Below are 14,633 nucleotides of genomic sequence, written 5' to 3' on the forward strand. Positions count from 1 at the left end.
CTGCCCAGCAGCTAGGCAGGGAGCCGATTGCTGATCGCGTGGAGTGCGCCGCGTCGGCTGATCTCCCTGATGAGGTCATCGCAAGGGGTGCCGAAGACCTCCAACTCGTGGACCGTGATGTCCGTCAGCAGGTGATCACCGGGCCTCCCGTTGGGCATGGCCCCAGATCTTGCCCGATACCTGCGTCCAGCGCTGGCGGCGAGCATCTCGCCGTCGTGCGGTCAGATCTCGGACCCAATCGCGCCGCAGGCGGATCGATTCCGCTAGAACGCTCGTATGGGCAGGCGTCGACTCTTGCACACACTGCCGCCAGCCGAACGGCAGCAGCTGGCCGAGTTGATCGCCAGCTACGTCAACGACACCATCGTGGAGATCCATCGCGCGGGACACAGTTGGCATCACGCCGGCAGCGAACAGTTCTTCATTGGGCACCGCGGATACCTCGACGGGCTCGAGTCCTACCTGCGGCAATCGGGAAACGCCCGGTTCGTGCCGCTGCCTGCGTGGGATCCCGACAGTTCGATCCCGGCGGAGTTCACCGCCGTCAAGCCAACCGACCGAGGTGCCACACGTCCAGCGTTGGCCGACCTCAGCCCCGGCCTCCCGAAGCCGGCGAACCTGGCCACTGGCGCGGTATGCGCGATCGCTACCGTGCGGGAGCTCTCGTTGTTGACCCAGCCCTGGCACGGCGCGGTGCACGGCCAGATCGGCGGCACGATGGCCGACGTGAACGTTTCGCCGGCAGCGCTAATTTTCTGGTGCTGGCACGCGTTCATCGACGACATCTACGACGACTGGCTGTCGTGCACCATCGAGGCGGTGGGCCGGCCTTGGGGCTACCCAGGCGGTGCGACCGCACGGGTCGTCTTCCGCGGCCACGACGCCCACCTGCACGAGATCGCATTGACGCAACAGTGGATGCACTTCGACATGACCGGCGTGCCTGGGGCGGTCCCACCGGCTGGCAACCCGATGGGTTATGCCAGCAACGTTCCGCGCGTTGTCTATCGCGGTGATGACGGCCGGCTCCACGAACTCGCGATCTACCCGGAGACGGGCGCTTGGGGCGATTTCGACATGACGGGTGTGCCTGGGGCGGTCCCGCCGGCCGGGGATCCGATGGGCTACGTGTTCGAGGTACCCCGGGTCGTCTACCGCGGTGATGACGGCCGCCTTCACGAACTCGCGATTTACCCGGAGACGGGAGCCTGGGGCGACTTCGACATGACCGGCGTGCCTGGGGCGGTCCCGCCGGCTGGCAACCCGATGGGTTATGCCAGCAACGTTCCGCGCGTCGTCTACCGCGGTGATGACGGGCATCTCCACGAGCTCGCGATCTACCCGGAGACGGGCGCTTGGGGCGATTTCGACATGACGGGTGTGCCTGGGGCGGTCCCGCCGGCCGGGGATCCGATGGGCTACGTGTTCGAGGTACCCCGGGTCGTCTACCGCGGTGATGACGGACGGCTCCACGAACTCGCGATTTACCCCGAGACGGGAACCTGGGGCGACTTCGACATGACGCGTGTGCCTGGGGCGGTCCCACCGGCTGGCAACCCGATGGGTTATGCCAGCAACGTTCCGCGCGTCGTCTACCGCGGTGATGACGGGCATCTCCACGAGCTCGCGATCTACCCCGAGACGGGAACCTGGGGCGACTTCGACATGACGGGTGTGCCTGGCGCGGTCCCACCCGCCGGAGACCCGATGGGCTACGTCGACGCCAATGGCACCGCCCGCGTTGTCTACCAGGGCACAGATAACCACCTGCACGAGCTGTGGCTAGCTGACAAGTGGTACCACTTCGACATGACCGTCACGACAAGACGCGACTGACCAGGACTCCTGCCGCCGCGTTCGGTACGACGCGCCAGAGCTCCTCCAAGGACGCAGGGACCATCCGCAGCTCGGCGACCTGATCGACCGCATCTGGCACCGGACCGCGGACCACGGTGGCGCCCTAGGCTAACGAAGATGATCAATCCGTGCTGCCCCGCGATGGTCGGATGCCGGGTTCACCAATCTGGCTTCGGCTGTTGGACGGTGCGGCCGCCCTGGTGCGGGATGGGTACGTAGCCGTCGGCCGGTTTCGGTAGCGCTCGTACGCAGGCGGTGGAGCACGCGTTCACCAGTAACGGAAGCACGTCCGTGGCGACGCACAGAGAGATCCACAGTTGCTGGAGTCTGGCCGGGTCGATCTGGCCGTCGCAGACGCTGCACGCGCGGATGGTCTCGACACCCCACACCTGCGGGTCCAGATCGTCGGGTGTTTGCAGCGCGGCCAGTGCCCCTCGCGGTTGCAGCCGAGGGAATGGAGGACGGTTCTTGAAGTTCCCGTACAGGGCGCGGGTGCTGACGGTGCTGTCGCGCAGGTTCGGGCATCGGGTCAGCTCGTACGGGAGCCAGTGCAGCGAGTACGAGGTGTACGGTTCGAACACTTCGAGGCTGGTCATCGCGCCGATCTCGGGTGGAATCCGTACCAGCGGGCTGCTGTAGAGCAGGAAATGTTTGACCCGGTCGAGCTTCGCGATCGTGGGTGGCAGCGTCACCAGGTCCGTCCGCTCGCTCGGCGAGAGGTCGAGCAGCGGTCGAAACACTTCCCGCCCGTCGCTTGCGGCCTCCTCGATCAGCTCGAGCAGCCGCCGCCATCCAGGCGAAGACGTGTCCTGGCGCTCACTGTGGAACCTGACCCGGGCACCCCGCTGGTCGAAGCATGTCTCCGCGGCTCGCACCGGGCTGCGGCCGGCCGCGTCGGTGGCAAAGCGGTTCGGGAGCAGCTGCGGGGTCGGCTCGGGCTGGTGGTCCATGGCCGCAACCTAACCAGATCTCGCCCACCGACCAGGCATGGATCAGCGGGCGGCGGCGAGCCAGGCAGTCGAGACTGCCGAAGCACGCCCGCCGACCCGCCGGTGATTGCGCCGGTCGTGTGTCACCCGGCGGCGCGATATCGCAGGTCAGTGGGTCGTTCGCCGGTCCCGGTATCGATCAAGCGGCGCTGGGGTCGCTCCTGCGTACGGTCCCTGGAAGTGCGATCGGCGACCCTAAGGAGAATCCCACGTGCGTAGGAACAAGGCAGTCCGCCGGGCGGTGACCGTCGTCCTGGCGGCCGCCGCGACCGTGGTCGCGACCCAGGCCCCCGCGCAGGCGGCACCGGTGATCGTGAAGACCACCCCGCTCATCAACCTGAACACCTACGAGTTGGGCAAGACCAAGGTGATGGCGGTCCTGAACGCCTCGACCGGGAACACCGCGCCGATGATCCAGGCGCCCTGGACCGACGACGCGCCGGACAACGACTGGATCGTGGTGGAGAAGGAGTCCACCGCCAACGTCTACCGGCTCAAGCCGCTGCACACGTATTCGCCTGACGGCAACGTGCACAACGACAAGTGCCTCGCGGTGAAGAACGCCGACGGCGGGAACAACATCCCGATCGTCAACGCGACCTGCACGTACGACGACACCGACAACGACGTCTGGTTCATGGAGTGGATCAAGCTCGACGCGCAGCGGGGCACCTACCAGATCCGCAACCAGATGACCAAGAAGTGCATCACCACCAAGAACGCGGCCACCGACAACGCCCCGCTGATCACTTTCGACTGCAACGGCGGCCACAACGGCTACTGGAACTACGGACAGGTGTGAGGAGAACCCAACCTGCGTAGAAACAAAGATTTTTGCGGCAAGGTGAACCGGTACGCGCCGGAACGCAACAGAGAAGACGATGGACGACGACGACTTGGTCGGTGCGATCGCCGGCGGTGATGACGGGGCGTTGCGGGAGCTGTTCTCGCGGCACGCATCCTGGATCGCCGTCCGGCTGCGTGCCGTGCTGCCCGCCGCCGATGTCGAAGACGTGCTTCAGGAGACGTTCGTGGCGGTATGGCGAGGCGCCGGCGGCTACCGGTCGGAGGGCGCCGGCGCCTGGCTCTGGGGGATCGCCCGCCGGCAGGCCGCGCTGTGGCTGCGCCGCAAGCGGCCCGCCGACTCACTCCTGCCCGCGCTGTTGGCGGCAGGCCAGGGTCGGACGGTGGACCAGACCGAGGCCGCGTTGCTACGAGCGGAGCTCGCCGACGCCGTCGCGGCGCTCGGCCCGGCGGGCAGCCCGCAACGCGAGACGTGGCGACTGATGTACGTCGAGGACCGGCCGGTGGCCGAGGTGGCCGAGCTGATGGGCGTTCCGGAGGGGACGGTCAAGAGCCGCGCGTATCACGTCCGCCGGCTGCTGCGCGCGGCGCTGCGGCGCAACGATCCGATGGCGCAGTGGGGTGGGCGATGAGCGACGCCGGCGATGTCGATCTGGATCGGGTGTGGGTCGGGGTCGCCGCGGAGGTGTGGCGGCGCCGTCCGGGCCCGGTGGAACGGCTGGCCGGCCGGCTGCTGCGCTCGCCAGGACTGGCGCGGGCGCTGGTGACCACGCCGTCACTGCTGCTCGGCTGGGTCGTCGCCACCGGGGTGGTGCTGCTGGCCGGGGTGCTGGCCACGGTGGAAACCGGGACGCCGTACGTCGCGCTGCTCGCGCCGGCGCTGGCCGCGGCGGGCATCGCCTATGCGTACGGGCCAGGGATCGACCCGGCGTGGGAGCTGTCGTGCAGCGTCGCCGTCAGCGATCGGCTGGTGCTGCTGGTCCGTGCGCTGGCGGTGTTCGGTCTGAACGCGACGCTCGGGGTGCTGGCATCGGCCGCGTCGGGCGCCGCCGCCGCGGTCACGTTCGGCTGGCTGCTCCCGATGACCGCGGTGTGCGCGCTGGCGCTGGCGGTGGCGACGGTCGCCCGGTCGGCGAACGTCGGCGTCGCGGCCGGTGTGGCCAGTTGGGTGATCGTGATCCTGGTTGGCCAGGCGTCCACCGGGCGGATCAGCGCCGCGGTGACGACCTCGGTGTTGTGGCTTCCCTACCTGACCTTCGCCTGCTGCTGCGCCGCCACGGTGCTCTACGCGACCCGGATCCCGAGAGGAACCCCATGAACGTCGTGACCGCCGATCTGACCCGCCGGTTCGGCCGGACCGTTGCCGTGGCCGGAGTGACCCTGGACGCGGGTCCGGGCGTGGTCGGGCTGCTCGGACCGAACGGCGCGGGCAAGACCTCGCTGCTGCGGGTGCTGGCCACGGTGATCCCGCCGTCCTCCGGCCGGATCCGGCTGCTCGGGCAGGACCCCGGCTCCTATCGGCAACGGCGGCAGATCCGGCGCAGGCTCGGCTATGTGCCGCAGAACCTCGGCTTCTACCCGGGGTTCACGGTCGTGGAGTTCGTCGAATACTTCGCGTTGCTCAAGGAGGTCCCACCGGCGGTCGTGCACCGCGCGGTCGCGTCCGCGGTCGAACGCGTCGACCTGGGCGACAAGGCCAAGGCGAAGCTGCGTACCCTCTCCGGAGGCATGCTGCGCCGGGTGGGCATCGCGCAGGCGATCGTCAACGAACCAGAGCTGCTGCTGCTGGACGAGCCCACCGCCGGCCTGGATCCCGAACAGCGGGTGGCGTTCCGGGCACTGCTGCGCGACCTCGGGCAGCGCGCCACGGTGATCGTGAGCACGCACCTGGTCGAAGACGTCGGCGCCGCCTGCGGGCGAGTGTCCTTGATGGACAAGGGGCGGATCGTTTTCCAGGGTACGCCGGACGAGCTCACCGCGCGCGGCGAAGGCACGGCAGCAGCCGGGGACGCCCCGCTGGAACGCGGATACAGCGCAGTGCTCGCGGCGGCTCGCTCGTGACCGCGGCCTCGGTCCCGCAGGCGCCCGCAGGTCCGGCCCGCCTGCCGCTGGTGGGGTCCATTCGGCTGCTTCGGCTGGAGTTGCGCCGCAGCATCATGCTGTGGCTGTTGCCGGTCATCGCCGCCCTTTTCTGGTTGATCACTTACCGCTCCGCGATGAGTAACCCTCCGATGTGGAACATCCGAGCGATGTCCATGCAGACCAGCATCCTGGCGGTCTTCGTGCCCACGATCGTCGGCGCCGCGGCCTGGCTGGGCTCGCGGGAGGCCCGACACGGCCTGACCGACCTGCTCTCCGGCACCGCCCGGACCCGGTGGGTCCGCCAGTTGGCAACCTGGGCCGCCACCACATGCTGGGCGCTGGTCGCCTACCTCGGCTGCGTGGCCGTGCTCTACACCGTCACCGCCCGCCAAGCCACCTGGGGTGGCCCGCTGTGGTGGCCGGTGGCGGTCGGCGCCGCGAGCCTGCCCGCGTCCGCGGCGCTCGGATTCGTCGCCGGGACAGCGCGACCCAGCCGGTTCACCGCGCCAGTGGTCGCCGTCACCGCGTTCCTGGCGCTCGAGATCACCGCCAACTTCATCCACGGCGACAACTCGCCATGGCAGGTGTCCCCACTGGTCGCGGGCCCATGGGAGATCGGACCCGACCAGGGCGTGGCGACGTTCTACCCCTACCTGCGCGACCTGCCGATCGTCCAACTGATGTTCCTCGCCGGCCTCAGCGTGGCGCTGCTGGCCATGCTGGGCCTGCCCGCCGGGTCCGGCAGCCGACGGATGCGCTGGTTCGCGGCCGCCCTGACCACAGGGGGCGTCCTCGCCACCGTCGCCGCGACCGCATTGGCCGGCACCGGCCGGCTCGACCCGCACGGCATGATCGCCATCCCCGCGCTGCACCGTGCCTCCAGTGACCGCCCCGTTCCCTACACGCCCGTGTGCGCGGACACGAAGATCCCCGTCTGTCTGCACCCGGCCTACGCCGTCCACCTGCCCACCGTGGTGGCGGCGCTCGATTCGGTCCTCGGCGAGCTCGCCGGCCTGCCGGGTGCGCCGGTCCGGATCGAGCAGGCGGCGGCCAGCTATCAGCAGGAGTCGCCTAACGGCGTACGGATCGGGCGGTCCGGCAAGGTCATGAGTGGCAACCCGCCGACCCTTCACCTGCTTTTGCCGATGCAGGGCGGACGGTCGATGACCGTCGGCGAGCTGAGCTCCGCGTTGCGCACGGAAACCGCACACGACATCGTCAACAGCGTCATCGGCGGCGACCGCAGAGACCTGAGCCCGGCTCAACAGGCGGTCCTCGACGCGATCCTGAAGACGTCGACACTGCGGCCCGGCACGCCCGCCGCCACGGCCGCCCAGCGGCTCGCCGCCCTGCCACCGGCCGCCCGCCACGCCTGGCTGACGCAGCACGTGGCCGCGTTGCGCGCCGGGCAGATCGCGCTCGCGGACCTGCCATGACCGTCGGCACCGCGTATCCGGAGACCACCGTGCCCGCGTTGCTCCGCCTGGCCCGGCTGCACCTGACCAGCCGCCGCGTCCCGGCGGCATTGGCCGCGATCGTCGCCTGCGCCGTCGTCCTCCGGATCGCCCTGCATTGGCGATGGAACGCCTACGGCGCGTTCCAGTTGCCGCTGATCTTCGAAGCCGGTTGCGCCGCGGTCATCGCCACCGCCAGCACCGGTCCGTTCGGCGAACCGGAACGCGTCGCCGGCCGATGGCTGCCTCTGCTGCGCCTGGCCACCACGCTGACCTTGACCGCCGTCGCCGCCGGCGCACTCGCAGCCGCCGGACTCGGCACCGACCTCGCCGGCGGCACCGGGGGATTGCTGCGTAACCTGGCCGGACTGACTGGCATCGCACTGCTCTGCGCGGTCTTCTTCGGCGGCGCGTTGGGGTGGACCGGGTCAACCGCCTACCTCGTGATCGCCACCTACGGCCTCTACACCCAGTGGCACGGGCCCGCACTCACCACACCGTGGATCTGGCCTGCCCGGCCGTCAGCCGACATTGGTGCCGCCCTATGCGCCGGCCTGGTGTTCCTCGTCGGCGTGGCCGCCATCGCATTCCGTGGCGCCCGCGACGCCAGCAGCGACCGTGACACCTGAACGACTCGGCAGGGCCTAACCCCGCGCCGCCTCGTCCGGCCCTGACCAGGCGGTGTGGCTGGCCGTGTTCGTATCCTGTTCGGCCCTGTTCGGGGCTGTTCGTAAACCTTTCAATCAGAGGCGAATCGCGCCAATCATCGTCGGCATCGACCACGTTGGTCGTCCTCGACGGATGGAGATTGCCGATGATTCGCAAGACGTCGCGCTGGCTCGGTGGTGCGCTGATGGCGGGGGTGCTTACCGTCGCCGGGCTCGTGGCCGCCCCGGGCGCCGCCTTGGCGGGGTACCCCGTGATGGTGTACTCGGCCGACCCCTACGAAGCCGGCAACGGCTTCGCGATCTACAGCAACTCCGGGAGCGGTTCGGTGTTCAGGGCGTGCGACGAGGGCGCGGCCGACGGTCGCCGCACCATCGGTCGGATCTGGTGGGGGTCTGGTCTCGCCAAGGTCACGGTGCATGCGGCGAACGGCAGCGGCACCTGCTCCGAGCCCTATTACGTCACCCTGGTGCCGGGCTCGAGGGTCTATGTCGAGGCATGCGAGCGCAACGGAGCCAACGGCGCCGACCAGAAGTGCCGAACGACCTGGGACATTGTGGCCTGACGGAGGACGGCCGGCCGGGGTTCCGTTCGCCCCGGCCGGCCGGGGTCCGCAGCCAGCGCGCCAGGTTCGTGCGATGGGCGCTGACGGGGGTAAGTAGGTCCAGAACCTTTGTGGAAAGATCGACGTTCGCTGCCGGCCGGTCGATCTCCTGGGGTTCCTCTTCGATGCCAGATTCCGCTACGCCCGACCCCACCCTCGCCCGGAGCGCCGCGGAATACGTGGCGTTGCTGCGTCAGGTCAGGGAACGGTCGGGCCTGACCTACCGGCAGATCCAGCGTCGGGGCCAACTCGCTGGTCGGCCGCTTCCGGCGAGCACACTTGCCACCATGCTCGGCCGCGAGACGCTGCCCAGGCAGGAGTTGGTGGTCGCGCTGCTGACCGCCTGTGGGGCAGGGCCGGACGAGGTGTCCAGGTGGATCGAGGCTCGCCGGCGGCTGGCGGCCCAGGGTGCCCGCACTCCCAAAAGCGATGACGCGCCGCGTCGACAGGATGACGGCGACCAAGAGCTTGAACAGGCGGCCTCCGACGAGCAGGTCGCCGCCCGCGACACAGGGGCACCGACCAGCGACAGCGGCGCATCGGGCCGGACGGGCGGAAGGCAATGGCTCCTGGTGGCCGCCGTCGCTGTCGCGGTAGCAGTGACCACCGGCCTCGCGCTGGTCGTCCGTGCCGTCGGCGACAATGGCGCAACCCGCGCGCCCGAAAGCGGGGCGCGGGCAGGCGGGACGAGCCTGCCGCCCGCCGGCTACTACCGCATCCGGGCCGTGCACTCCGACCGCTGCCTGTCCGAGCGTCACGACGGCCAGAACGGCAACGTCTACCAGACCGACTGTGACCGGATCTTCGTCGATCGCGCTCTCGACCCGGTGGGCGGCGGCTACGTGGTCCGCACCTTCCACCCGATCGAAGGGCCGGGCTGCATGGGCGTGCAGGGCCACAGCGAGGAGGTCGGCGGCATCGTCGCCGACGACTTCTGCGGGAGCGGCGCGGAGGAGTTCACGATCGAGGCGGTCACCACCCCACTGCCCGGGTTCCGGATTCGACCCACCCACTCCGGGCATTGCATCGGCGTGCTGGGCGGCGCCACCCAGGACTGGGCCCCGTTGCGGCAGGAGGCCTGCGACCCGGAGGCGAAGGGCCAGGTCTTCCACTTCGATTCAGTGCCGACACCGACTTCGTCAGGGACGAAGAGCAATGCGTCGATGCGGGTACGCTCATGAGCTATGGCCGAGCCCCAGCCGGTGTACCTGTCCGCTGAGCGTGTGCTGGAGATCGCCGCGCCGATGCTGTCCACAATGGGTCGGGAATGGCGGCTGGTCGACGGGCCGATGGTACGGTGCGGGTCGATTGGTGTGCGGATCTTGCCGCCGGACAGCGACCCCCATGGCCGCCTCGATTTCGAGATCCTGCTCGACGCGGACCGGCCGGGGGCGCCGACGATCGTCGACTGCGCCGGCGGCCTCGGCGCCGATCCATTGCAGGCGGTCCGCCGGGCGATCGGTGGTTTCATCTGCACGTCCCTGGCGACGGTGATCGAACTGTTCGAGCGGCAGGGGCGGCTGGCGAACCACTACCAGTCCGGCGAGGCGGGCGGGTTCCCGGGCTGGCACGCGATCGTCAGCGGCATGTACGGGTTCGCGGCGGACGGCTCGCAGGTGAAACAGGAGTGGTTCTACGACGCGATGCCGTGGTCGACTCTCGCGCCTGTCATCGCGACGGGCCTCGACCGGCCGTTGCTCAACGGCGTCAGCCTCCTGGTCGCTCAGGACGGTGATGCTGTCGACTGCGAGATCCGGATCAACGGCCAACGCCACGAACCGTCGTGTACGGCGCTCGCCGCGTTGGACTGGCCACGTACCGAGCGGTTCGGAATGGCGCGGACCTTCGTCCTGCTGGTCGGCCCGGAGCAAGCGGTCTGACCGTCGGCCACCGCCACCGCCGTCATCCCGTGGGCCGCTACCGCAGACGTACAACTGCCGGGATTCTGCCGGTCGCGTGCCGTTTGGTGAGCCATTGTCGCTGCTCAACGCGTCGCCCGTACCCTCCACTGTCGATCAAGCGGTGATGTGGTCCTCCGCCGTACGGTGCCCGAGAGTGCCTCCCAGGCACGACTCGTCGACGTCAAGGAGATCCCGACGTGCGTATTGGCAAAGCAGTCCGGTGGGGGACGACCGTTGTCCTGGCGGCTACCGCGACCGTGGTCGCGCTGGCACAGCCCGCCTCGGCCGCACCGTGGGTGGTTTATGCCGGGCCGCTCTTCAGCCTGCACACCCAGCAGGCGGGCACGCCTAGGGCGATGGCGGTGCTGAACGCCTCGACCGGGAACACCGCGCCGTTGATCCAGGCCCCCTACACCCCGGCTGCGCCGTACAACGACTTCATGATCCTGGAACGGGACGACACCACCGCCAACCAGTATCGGCTCAAGCCGCAGCACACCTACAGCAACGACGGCAACGTGAACAACGACAAGTGCCTGGCGGTGAAGAACGCCGACGGCGGCAACAACGTCCCGATCGTGAACGCCACCTGCACCTACGACGGCATCAACAACGACGTCTGGATCATCCAGACCGACTACGCGAGGGGCGCGGACCTCATCTGGAATCTGATGACCGAAAAATGCATCACAGTCCAGAACGCGGACCTCGGCAACGTCCCACTGATCACCTTCGACTGCAACCGGAACCCCAACGGCCTGTGGCGCCGCTAGGCGCTACGCCGACCGTTGCAGCTCCCAAGCGGCGTGGATCGCTGCGGTCACGGCGGCGGGGTCGGCGTCCGGCAGCCTCGCGACGACCATCATGTGTGCGTCGAACCGAGGTGGCACGAAGAACGTGGTCGGGTGCGCCCGCAGTACTTGTTCGCGTTCGGCGAAGTCGGTGCGGATGACGACTGACTCGTCGTCGATCTGTCGGGCCACCAGCCTTCCGTCCAGCGCCCATTTCAACCGGCCCGCCCGCGACGACTCGCGTACGCCGGCCAGTGACAAGGCAGCCCTCGACACCTCATCGATGTTCACCTGTGTCAGCGTACGGGTCCTGACGGGACCGGGTGGTGATGGCGTAGCCCACGGCGGTGACGCCCAGTGCCACCCCCCAGCCGACGAACACCAGCAAAGTGGCGGTCACCGCCCACCCCTGCCGCACCTCCGACCAGAGCGTGTCGCCGGCGAGCACCTGCCGCACGAGCACCGCGGCGCTCAAGATGCCGTAGGTGACCAGCGTCAGCGCCACCGTCCCGGCGGGGATCACCGCCAGGAGCCGGGGGACCGGTCGCCCCCGCAGCCCCGGGACCCAGCGTGGGAACTGCTGCCCCCAGCGCTGGATCAACCCGAGAACCAGCAGGCCGGCGACCGGCGGGACGAGGGTGATCGCCACACCGGTCCAGTTGGAGAGGCTCCGGTGGATGTCGTCCAGTTGCCGTTGCGGAATCCCGAACGGAACGCCGAGCACCCACAGTCCGTGCGGCACGGCCCAACCGAGCAGGGGCAGAGCGATCGCCGTGTACGCCCAGCGGCGCGTCCACCGCGGCACCGGCTGGTATTCGGCCTTTCGCGCTGCGCGGTGCGGAGCGCAGGCGTTGGCTAGCCCGGCGAACAGGAGCCCGCCCGTCGCCAGCGCGATTCGTGCGCCGAGGTCGCGCCAGTCCGAGGGGCGTCCCGCCAACGCCGCGGGGAGCTCGAAGAACAGGTGCAGCGGGAACGCGAGGACCAGGAGCAGCGCGGCCGCCAGCCAAATGCCGGCGATCGGGTATCGGCCCCGGAACCGGACCGCGCACACGACAAGCACCGCCAGTGCGGTGCCGACTCCCACCGCTCCCCACCCCGCCCAGAACGGCAGCGTCTCGACCCGGTTCGCGCCGCACCCGCCCGTCGGGTCGCCCAGATCGGTGCGGTCGCAGGCGGTGTACACCCACCGGCCACCCGCGATCCAGTGCGCCCGCAACGTCACCTCGGCGACGACGAACACGACGCAGGCCACCGCCCACCGCCGGACCCGAGGAGCCGTGCGATCCGGGACCCGTACGCGCTCGGGCCGTCCCCATTCCCGCGACGTCAGGTCGAGGAGATTGCGACGACGGCTGCCGGTGACCGGCGATTTTGGTCCTGCGGTGCTGGTCATCGCGGCTCTCCCCGACAGAGTTGGTGGCAAAGCGACCGACGTCGCCACCCTCCCAAGCGGCCCGCTCGCGGCCTTCCCCTGACAGCGGGAATCGCCTCCCCCGCCCGGGGGAGCGGGCTACCGGGAAGCCCTTGCCAGGAACGTGGTCACGGCCTGGGCGAACTCGTCCGGACCGTCCACCCACGGGCTGTGCGCGGCGCCTGCCTGGACGATGTGCTCGCCACGGGGGAAGAGCCCAGCCACCTCCGCCGCGGAGTCCGGTCGCGGGGAGCCGTCCAGCTCACCGGAGATGACCAGCACGGGCACATCCAGCTCAGCCAGTGCGGCGCGGGCGGCGTCCGCGCCATCAAAGGCGCCCGGTGCCAGGTATGCCTCCGCCAGCTCCGGGTCGAACCACTGTTCGCACGCGGCGGCGTGCGCCTGGGCGGCGGCATCCCAGCGACCGTAGGCCAGGCGGTCCAGCAGCACGAAGTCCGCGTCGCTCGCCTCGCCGGCCATCGCCCGATCGAAGGCGGGCTGGGCCCGCTCGTACCAGGGCTCGTTTCGGCGCAGCTCCAGCGCCTCACGACGCCGCTCGACGGGGAAGTCGACACCGGCGGTGCGAGCCCGGGCGCAGATCAGGACGAGTGAGCGCACCCGCGCCGGGTAACGGGCGGCGTAGGCCAGCACGAGGTCACCGGCGGCCGAGTGGCCGAGAAGATCCAACTGCTCCAGTCCAAGAGCGACGCGCAGCGCCTCGATGTCCTCGGCCTGCCGGTCCACCCGTACGCTGGCGAGGTCGGCGGGCTTGGCCGAGTCGCCTGTGCCGCGCAGGTCCAGCAGGACCAGCTCCCGCTGCGCGGCCAGCCCACCGAGGTCGCCGAAGTAGGCGGAGCGCATCATCGGCCCACCGGGCACACAGACGAGCGGTCGGTCACCCCCCGAGCCCTTCCGGTGGTACGCGAGGCGGGTCCCGTCGGGCGCGTCGAAGATCGGCATGAGCGGCATGCTTGCAGTCGGCGCGACAACCCGCCAGGCAATAAGCCCTTCACCTCGAGCGGAGCTGATCCATGACATCGCGTACGGTCGCCACTCCTACCTGGGCCGACCTCGAACGGGCCTGGGCGGTCGTCCACGCGACGCTGCCACCCACCCCACTCCTGGACGAGACCGGCACCGGCCCGGCGCTCAAGCTCGAAAGCCTCCAGCCGACCGGCTCCTTCAAGGTCCGCGGCGCGCTGGCCGCCCTCTCCGACCTGGACCCTGACACCGCGGTCGTCACCGCCTCCGCGGGCAACCACGGCCTCGGCGTCGCCTGGGCCGCGCGCCGCCTCGGACGCAGGGCCACGATCGTCACCGCTACGACCGCCTCGCCCGCCAAGGTCGCCGCGCTGCGCGACCTCGGTGTCGACCTGGTCCAGGTCGGCACGTCATACGACGACGCCGAGCAGCACGCTCTGCGGCTGGCGTCCGATGGGGGCCATTTCGTGTCCGCCTACAACGACACCGCCGTCATCGCCGGCCAGGCGAGCATCGGCTTCGAGCTCGCCACCCAGACCCCCGGCCCCGTCACCGTGGTCTGCGGCGTCGGCGGCGGCGGACTGGCCTCCGGACTCGGGCTGTGGGCATCCCGGCAACCCGGCACACGAGTCGTCGGCGTCGAGGCCGCGGCGTCGCGGGCCATGTCCGCGGCCGTGAGCGCCGGACGTCAGGTGACCGTCCACGTCGGAGACACCCTCGCCGACGGGATGGCCGGCAACATCGAGCCCGGGGCCGTCACCGTCGACCTGGTCGCCCGCCACGTCGACGACCTGGTCGCCGTCACCGAGGAACAGCTTCGGCACGCCGTACGCCACCTCGCACTCGACCGTGGCGTCGTCGCGGAAGGATCCGGCGCGGCCGCCGTGGCCGCGGTGCTCGCCGGCCTGGTCCCGACGACGAACCCGGTCGTGGCCGTCGTCTCCGGACGCAACATCACCGCACGGGAACTCGGCGACATTCTGCACGGGTCAGCCTGAACGAACGTGGTCAGCCGGACGCCTATTCGGCGAGGAACTACCAGCCGCACGACGTCGCCGGCCATCGCCCGCTTGCTCGACTGGGCGTGGCCCGG

The 14,633-nt window shown here is 70.0% G+C and carries 16 protein-coding genes; 12 read left to right on the top strand and 4 right to left on the bottom strand.

Annotation, left to right across the window (positions count from 1 at the left end; all coding sequences use genetic code 11):
* The first annotated feature begins 294 nt into the window (after positions 1-294).
* Entirely contained in the window at positions 295-1,836 is a 1,542-nt protein-coding gene (locus tag BLV39_RS24140; protein WP_176985059.1) for a tyrosinase family protein, read from the top strand.
* Between the two features lie 179 nt (positions 1,837-2,015).
* Here BLV39_RS24140 and BLV39_RS24145 read toward each other — a convergent pair whose 3' ends face one another.
* Complete coding sequence (locus BLV39_RS24145; protein ID WP_204082656.1) at positions 2,016-2,807, bottom strand: leucine-rich repeat domain-containing protein; 792 nt, start codon at positions 2,805-2,807, stop codon at positions 2,016-2,018.
* A 250-nt stretch (positions 2,808-3,057) separates the two neighbouring features.
* Between BLV39_RS24145 and BLV39_RS24150 the strand changes: the two genes are divergently transcribed.
* The 10 genes from BLV39_RS24150 to BLV39_RS24195 all read left to right on the top strand — a co-directional run bounded on the left by BLV39_RS24150 (position 3,058) and on the right by BLV39_RS24195 (position 11,130).
* Positions 3,058-3,648: an RICIN domain-containing protein gene (locus tag BLV39_RS24150; protein WP_143049859.1), complete on the top strand. Its 591-nt coding sequence runs from the start codon at positions 3,058-3,060 to the stop codon at positions 3,646-3,648.
* 79 nt (positions 3,649-3,727) lie between these two features.
* Complete coding sequence (locus tag BLV39_RS24155; RefSeq protein ID WP_090797821.1) at positions 3,728-4,282, top strand: RNA polymerase sigma factor; 555 nt, start codon at positions 3,728-3,730, stop codon at positions 4,280-4,282.
* Positions 4,279-4,968: a hypothetical protein gene (locus BLV39_RS24160; RefSeq protein ID WP_176985060.1), complete on the top strand. Its 690-nt coding sequence runs from the start codon at positions 4,279-4,281 to the stop codon at positions 4,966-4,968. Before BLV39_RS24155 ends, BLV39_RS24160 begins: the two co-directional genes overlap by 4 nt.
* Positions 4,965-5,711, top strand: a complete 747-nt coding sequence (locus tag BLV39_RS24165; RefSeq protein WP_090797824.1) for an ATP-binding cassette domain-containing protein — start codon at positions 4,965-4,967, stop codon at positions 5,709-5,711. The genes BLV39_RS24160 and BLV39_RS24165 overlap by 4 nt, the downstream gene beginning before the upstream one ends.
* 50 nt (positions 5,712-5,761) lie before the next feature.
* The gene (locus tag BLV39_RS24170; protein ID WP_176985061.1) at positions 5,762-7,168 is read left to right on the top strand and encodes a hypothetical protein; all 1,407 of its coding nucleotides are present in this window, start codon (positions 5,762-5,764) and stop codon (positions 7,166-7,168) included.
* Entirely contained in the window at positions 7,165-7,815 is a 651-nt protein-coding gene (locus BLV39_RS24175; RefSeq protein ID WP_090797828.1) for a hypothetical protein, read from the top strand. Before BLV39_RS24170 ends, BLV39_RS24175 begins: the two co-directional genes overlap by 4 nt.
* Positions 7,816-8,000: 185 nt before the next feature.
* On the top strand, positions 8,001-8,417 hold the full coding sequence (locus tag BLV39_RS24180) for a hypothetical protein (protein WP_090797830.1): 417 nt from the start codon (positions 8,001-8,003) through the stop codon (positions 8,415-8,417).
* 164 nt (positions 8,418-8,581) lie between these two features.
* Positions 8,582-9,637 (top strand): helix-turn-helix domain-containing protein, encoded by a 1,056-nt coding sequence (locus BLV39_RS24185; RefSeq protein WP_090797832.1) that lies wholly within the window; start codon positions 8,582-8,584, stop codon positions 9,635-9,637.
* Positions 9,638-9,640: 3 nt separating this feature from the next.
* A complete protein-coding gene (locus BLV39_RS24190; protein ID WP_090797834.1) occupies positions 9,641-10,336 on the top strand; it encodes a DUF6348 family protein in 696 nt (231 codons plus the stop codon).
* Between the two features lie 218 nt (positions 10,337-10,554).
* Complete coding sequence (locus tag BLV39_RS24195) at positions 10,555-11,130, top strand: RICIN domain-containing protein (RefSeq protein ID WP_143049860.1); 576 nt, start codon at positions 10,555-10,557, stop codon at positions 11,128-11,130.
* Positions 11,131-11,133: 3 nt separating this feature from the next.
* On the opposite strand, the gene BLV39_RS24200 is transcribed toward BLV39_RS24195, so the two are convergent.
* From BLV39_RS24200 to BLV39_RS24210, 3 genes are all read right to left on the bottom strand, one after another.
* Positions 11,134-11,439: a hypothetical protein gene (locus tag BLV39_RS24200; RefSeq protein WP_143049861.1), complete on the bottom strand. Its 306-nt coding sequence runs from the start codon at positions 11,437-11,439 to the stop codon at positions 11,134-11,136.
* Positions 11,426-12,541 carry a hypothetical protein gene (locus BLV39_RS24205; RefSeq protein ID WP_143049862.1) on the bottom strand — a complete coding sequence of 372 codons (1,116 nt, stop codon included), beginning with the start codon at positions 12,539-12,541 and terminating at the stop codon, positions 11,426-11,428. The genes BLV39_RS24200 and BLV39_RS24205 overlap by 14 nt, the downstream gene beginning before the upstream one ends.
* A 117-nt stretch (positions 12,542-12,658) precedes the next feature.
* Entirely contained in the window at positions 12,659-13,519 is an 861-nt protein-coding gene (locus tag BLV39_RS24210; protein ID WP_090800508.1) for an alpha/beta fold hydrolase, read from the bottom strand.
* Between the two features lie 71 nt (positions 13,520-13,590).
* On the opposite strand from BLV39_RS24210, the gene BLV39_RS24215 reads away from it, so the two are divergent.
* Complete coding sequence (locus BLV39_RS24215) at positions 13,591-14,538, top strand: threonine ammonia-lyase (RefSeq protein ID WP_090797842.1); 948 nt, start codon at positions 13,591-13,593, stop codon at positions 14,536-14,538.
* Positions 14,539-14,633: the final 95 nt, after the last annotated feature.

This window comes from Asanoa ishikariensis (assembly GCF_900107455.1).
In the GTDB taxonomy this organism is placed as follows: Bacteria; Actinomycetota; Actinomycetes; order Mycobacteriales; family Micromonosporaceae; genus Asanoa; species Asanoa ishikariensis.

Excerpts from the sequence above, each read along its gene's own strand:
- BLV39_RS24145 (WP_204082656.1), bottom strand. The coding sequence starts at position 2,807 with ATGGACCACCAGCCCGAGCCGACCCCGCAGCTGCTCCCGAACCGCTTT.
- BLV39_RS24155 (WP_090797821.1), top strand. The coding sequence starts at position 3,728 with ATGGACGACGACGACTTGGTCGGTGCGATCGCCGGCGGTGATGACGGG.
- BLV39_RS24160 (WP_176985060.1), top strand. The coding sequence starts at position 4,279 with ATGAGCGACGCCGGCGATGTCGATCTGGATCGGGTGTGGGTCGGGGTC.
- BLV39_RS24165 (WP_090797824.1), top strand. The coding sequence starts at position 4,965 with ATGAACGTCGTGACCGCCGATCTGACCCGCCGGTTCGGCCGGACCGTT.
- BLV39_RS24175 (WP_090797828.1), top strand. The coding sequence starts at position 7,165 with ATGACCGTCGGCACCGCGTATCCGGAGACCACCGTGCCCGCGTTGCTC.
- BLV39_RS24180 (WP_090797830.1), top strand. The coding sequence starts at position 8,001 with ATGATTCGCAAGACGTCGCGCTGGCTCGGTGGTGCGCTGATGGCGGGG.
- BLV39_RS24185 (WP_090797832.1), top strand. The coding sequence starts at position 8,582 with ATGCCAGATTCCGCTACGCCCGACCCCACCCTCGCCCGGAGCGCCGCG.
- BLV39_RS24190 (WP_090797834.1), top strand. The coding sequence starts at position 9,641 with ATGGCCGAGCCCCAGCCGGTGTACCTGTCCGCTGAGCGTGTGCTGGAG.
- BLV39_RS24205 (WP_143049862.1), bottom strand. The coding sequence starts at position 12,541 with ATGACCAGCACCGCAGGACCAAAATCGCCGGTCACCGGCAGCCGTCGT.
- BLV39_RS24210 (WP_090800508.1), bottom strand. The coding sequence starts at position 13,519 with ATGCCGATCTTCGACGCGCCCGACGGGACCCGCCTCGCGTACCACCGG.
- BLV39_RS24215 (WP_090797842.1), top strand. The coding sequence starts at position 13,591 with ATGACATCGCGTACGGTCGCCACTCCTACCTGGGCCGACCTCGAACGG.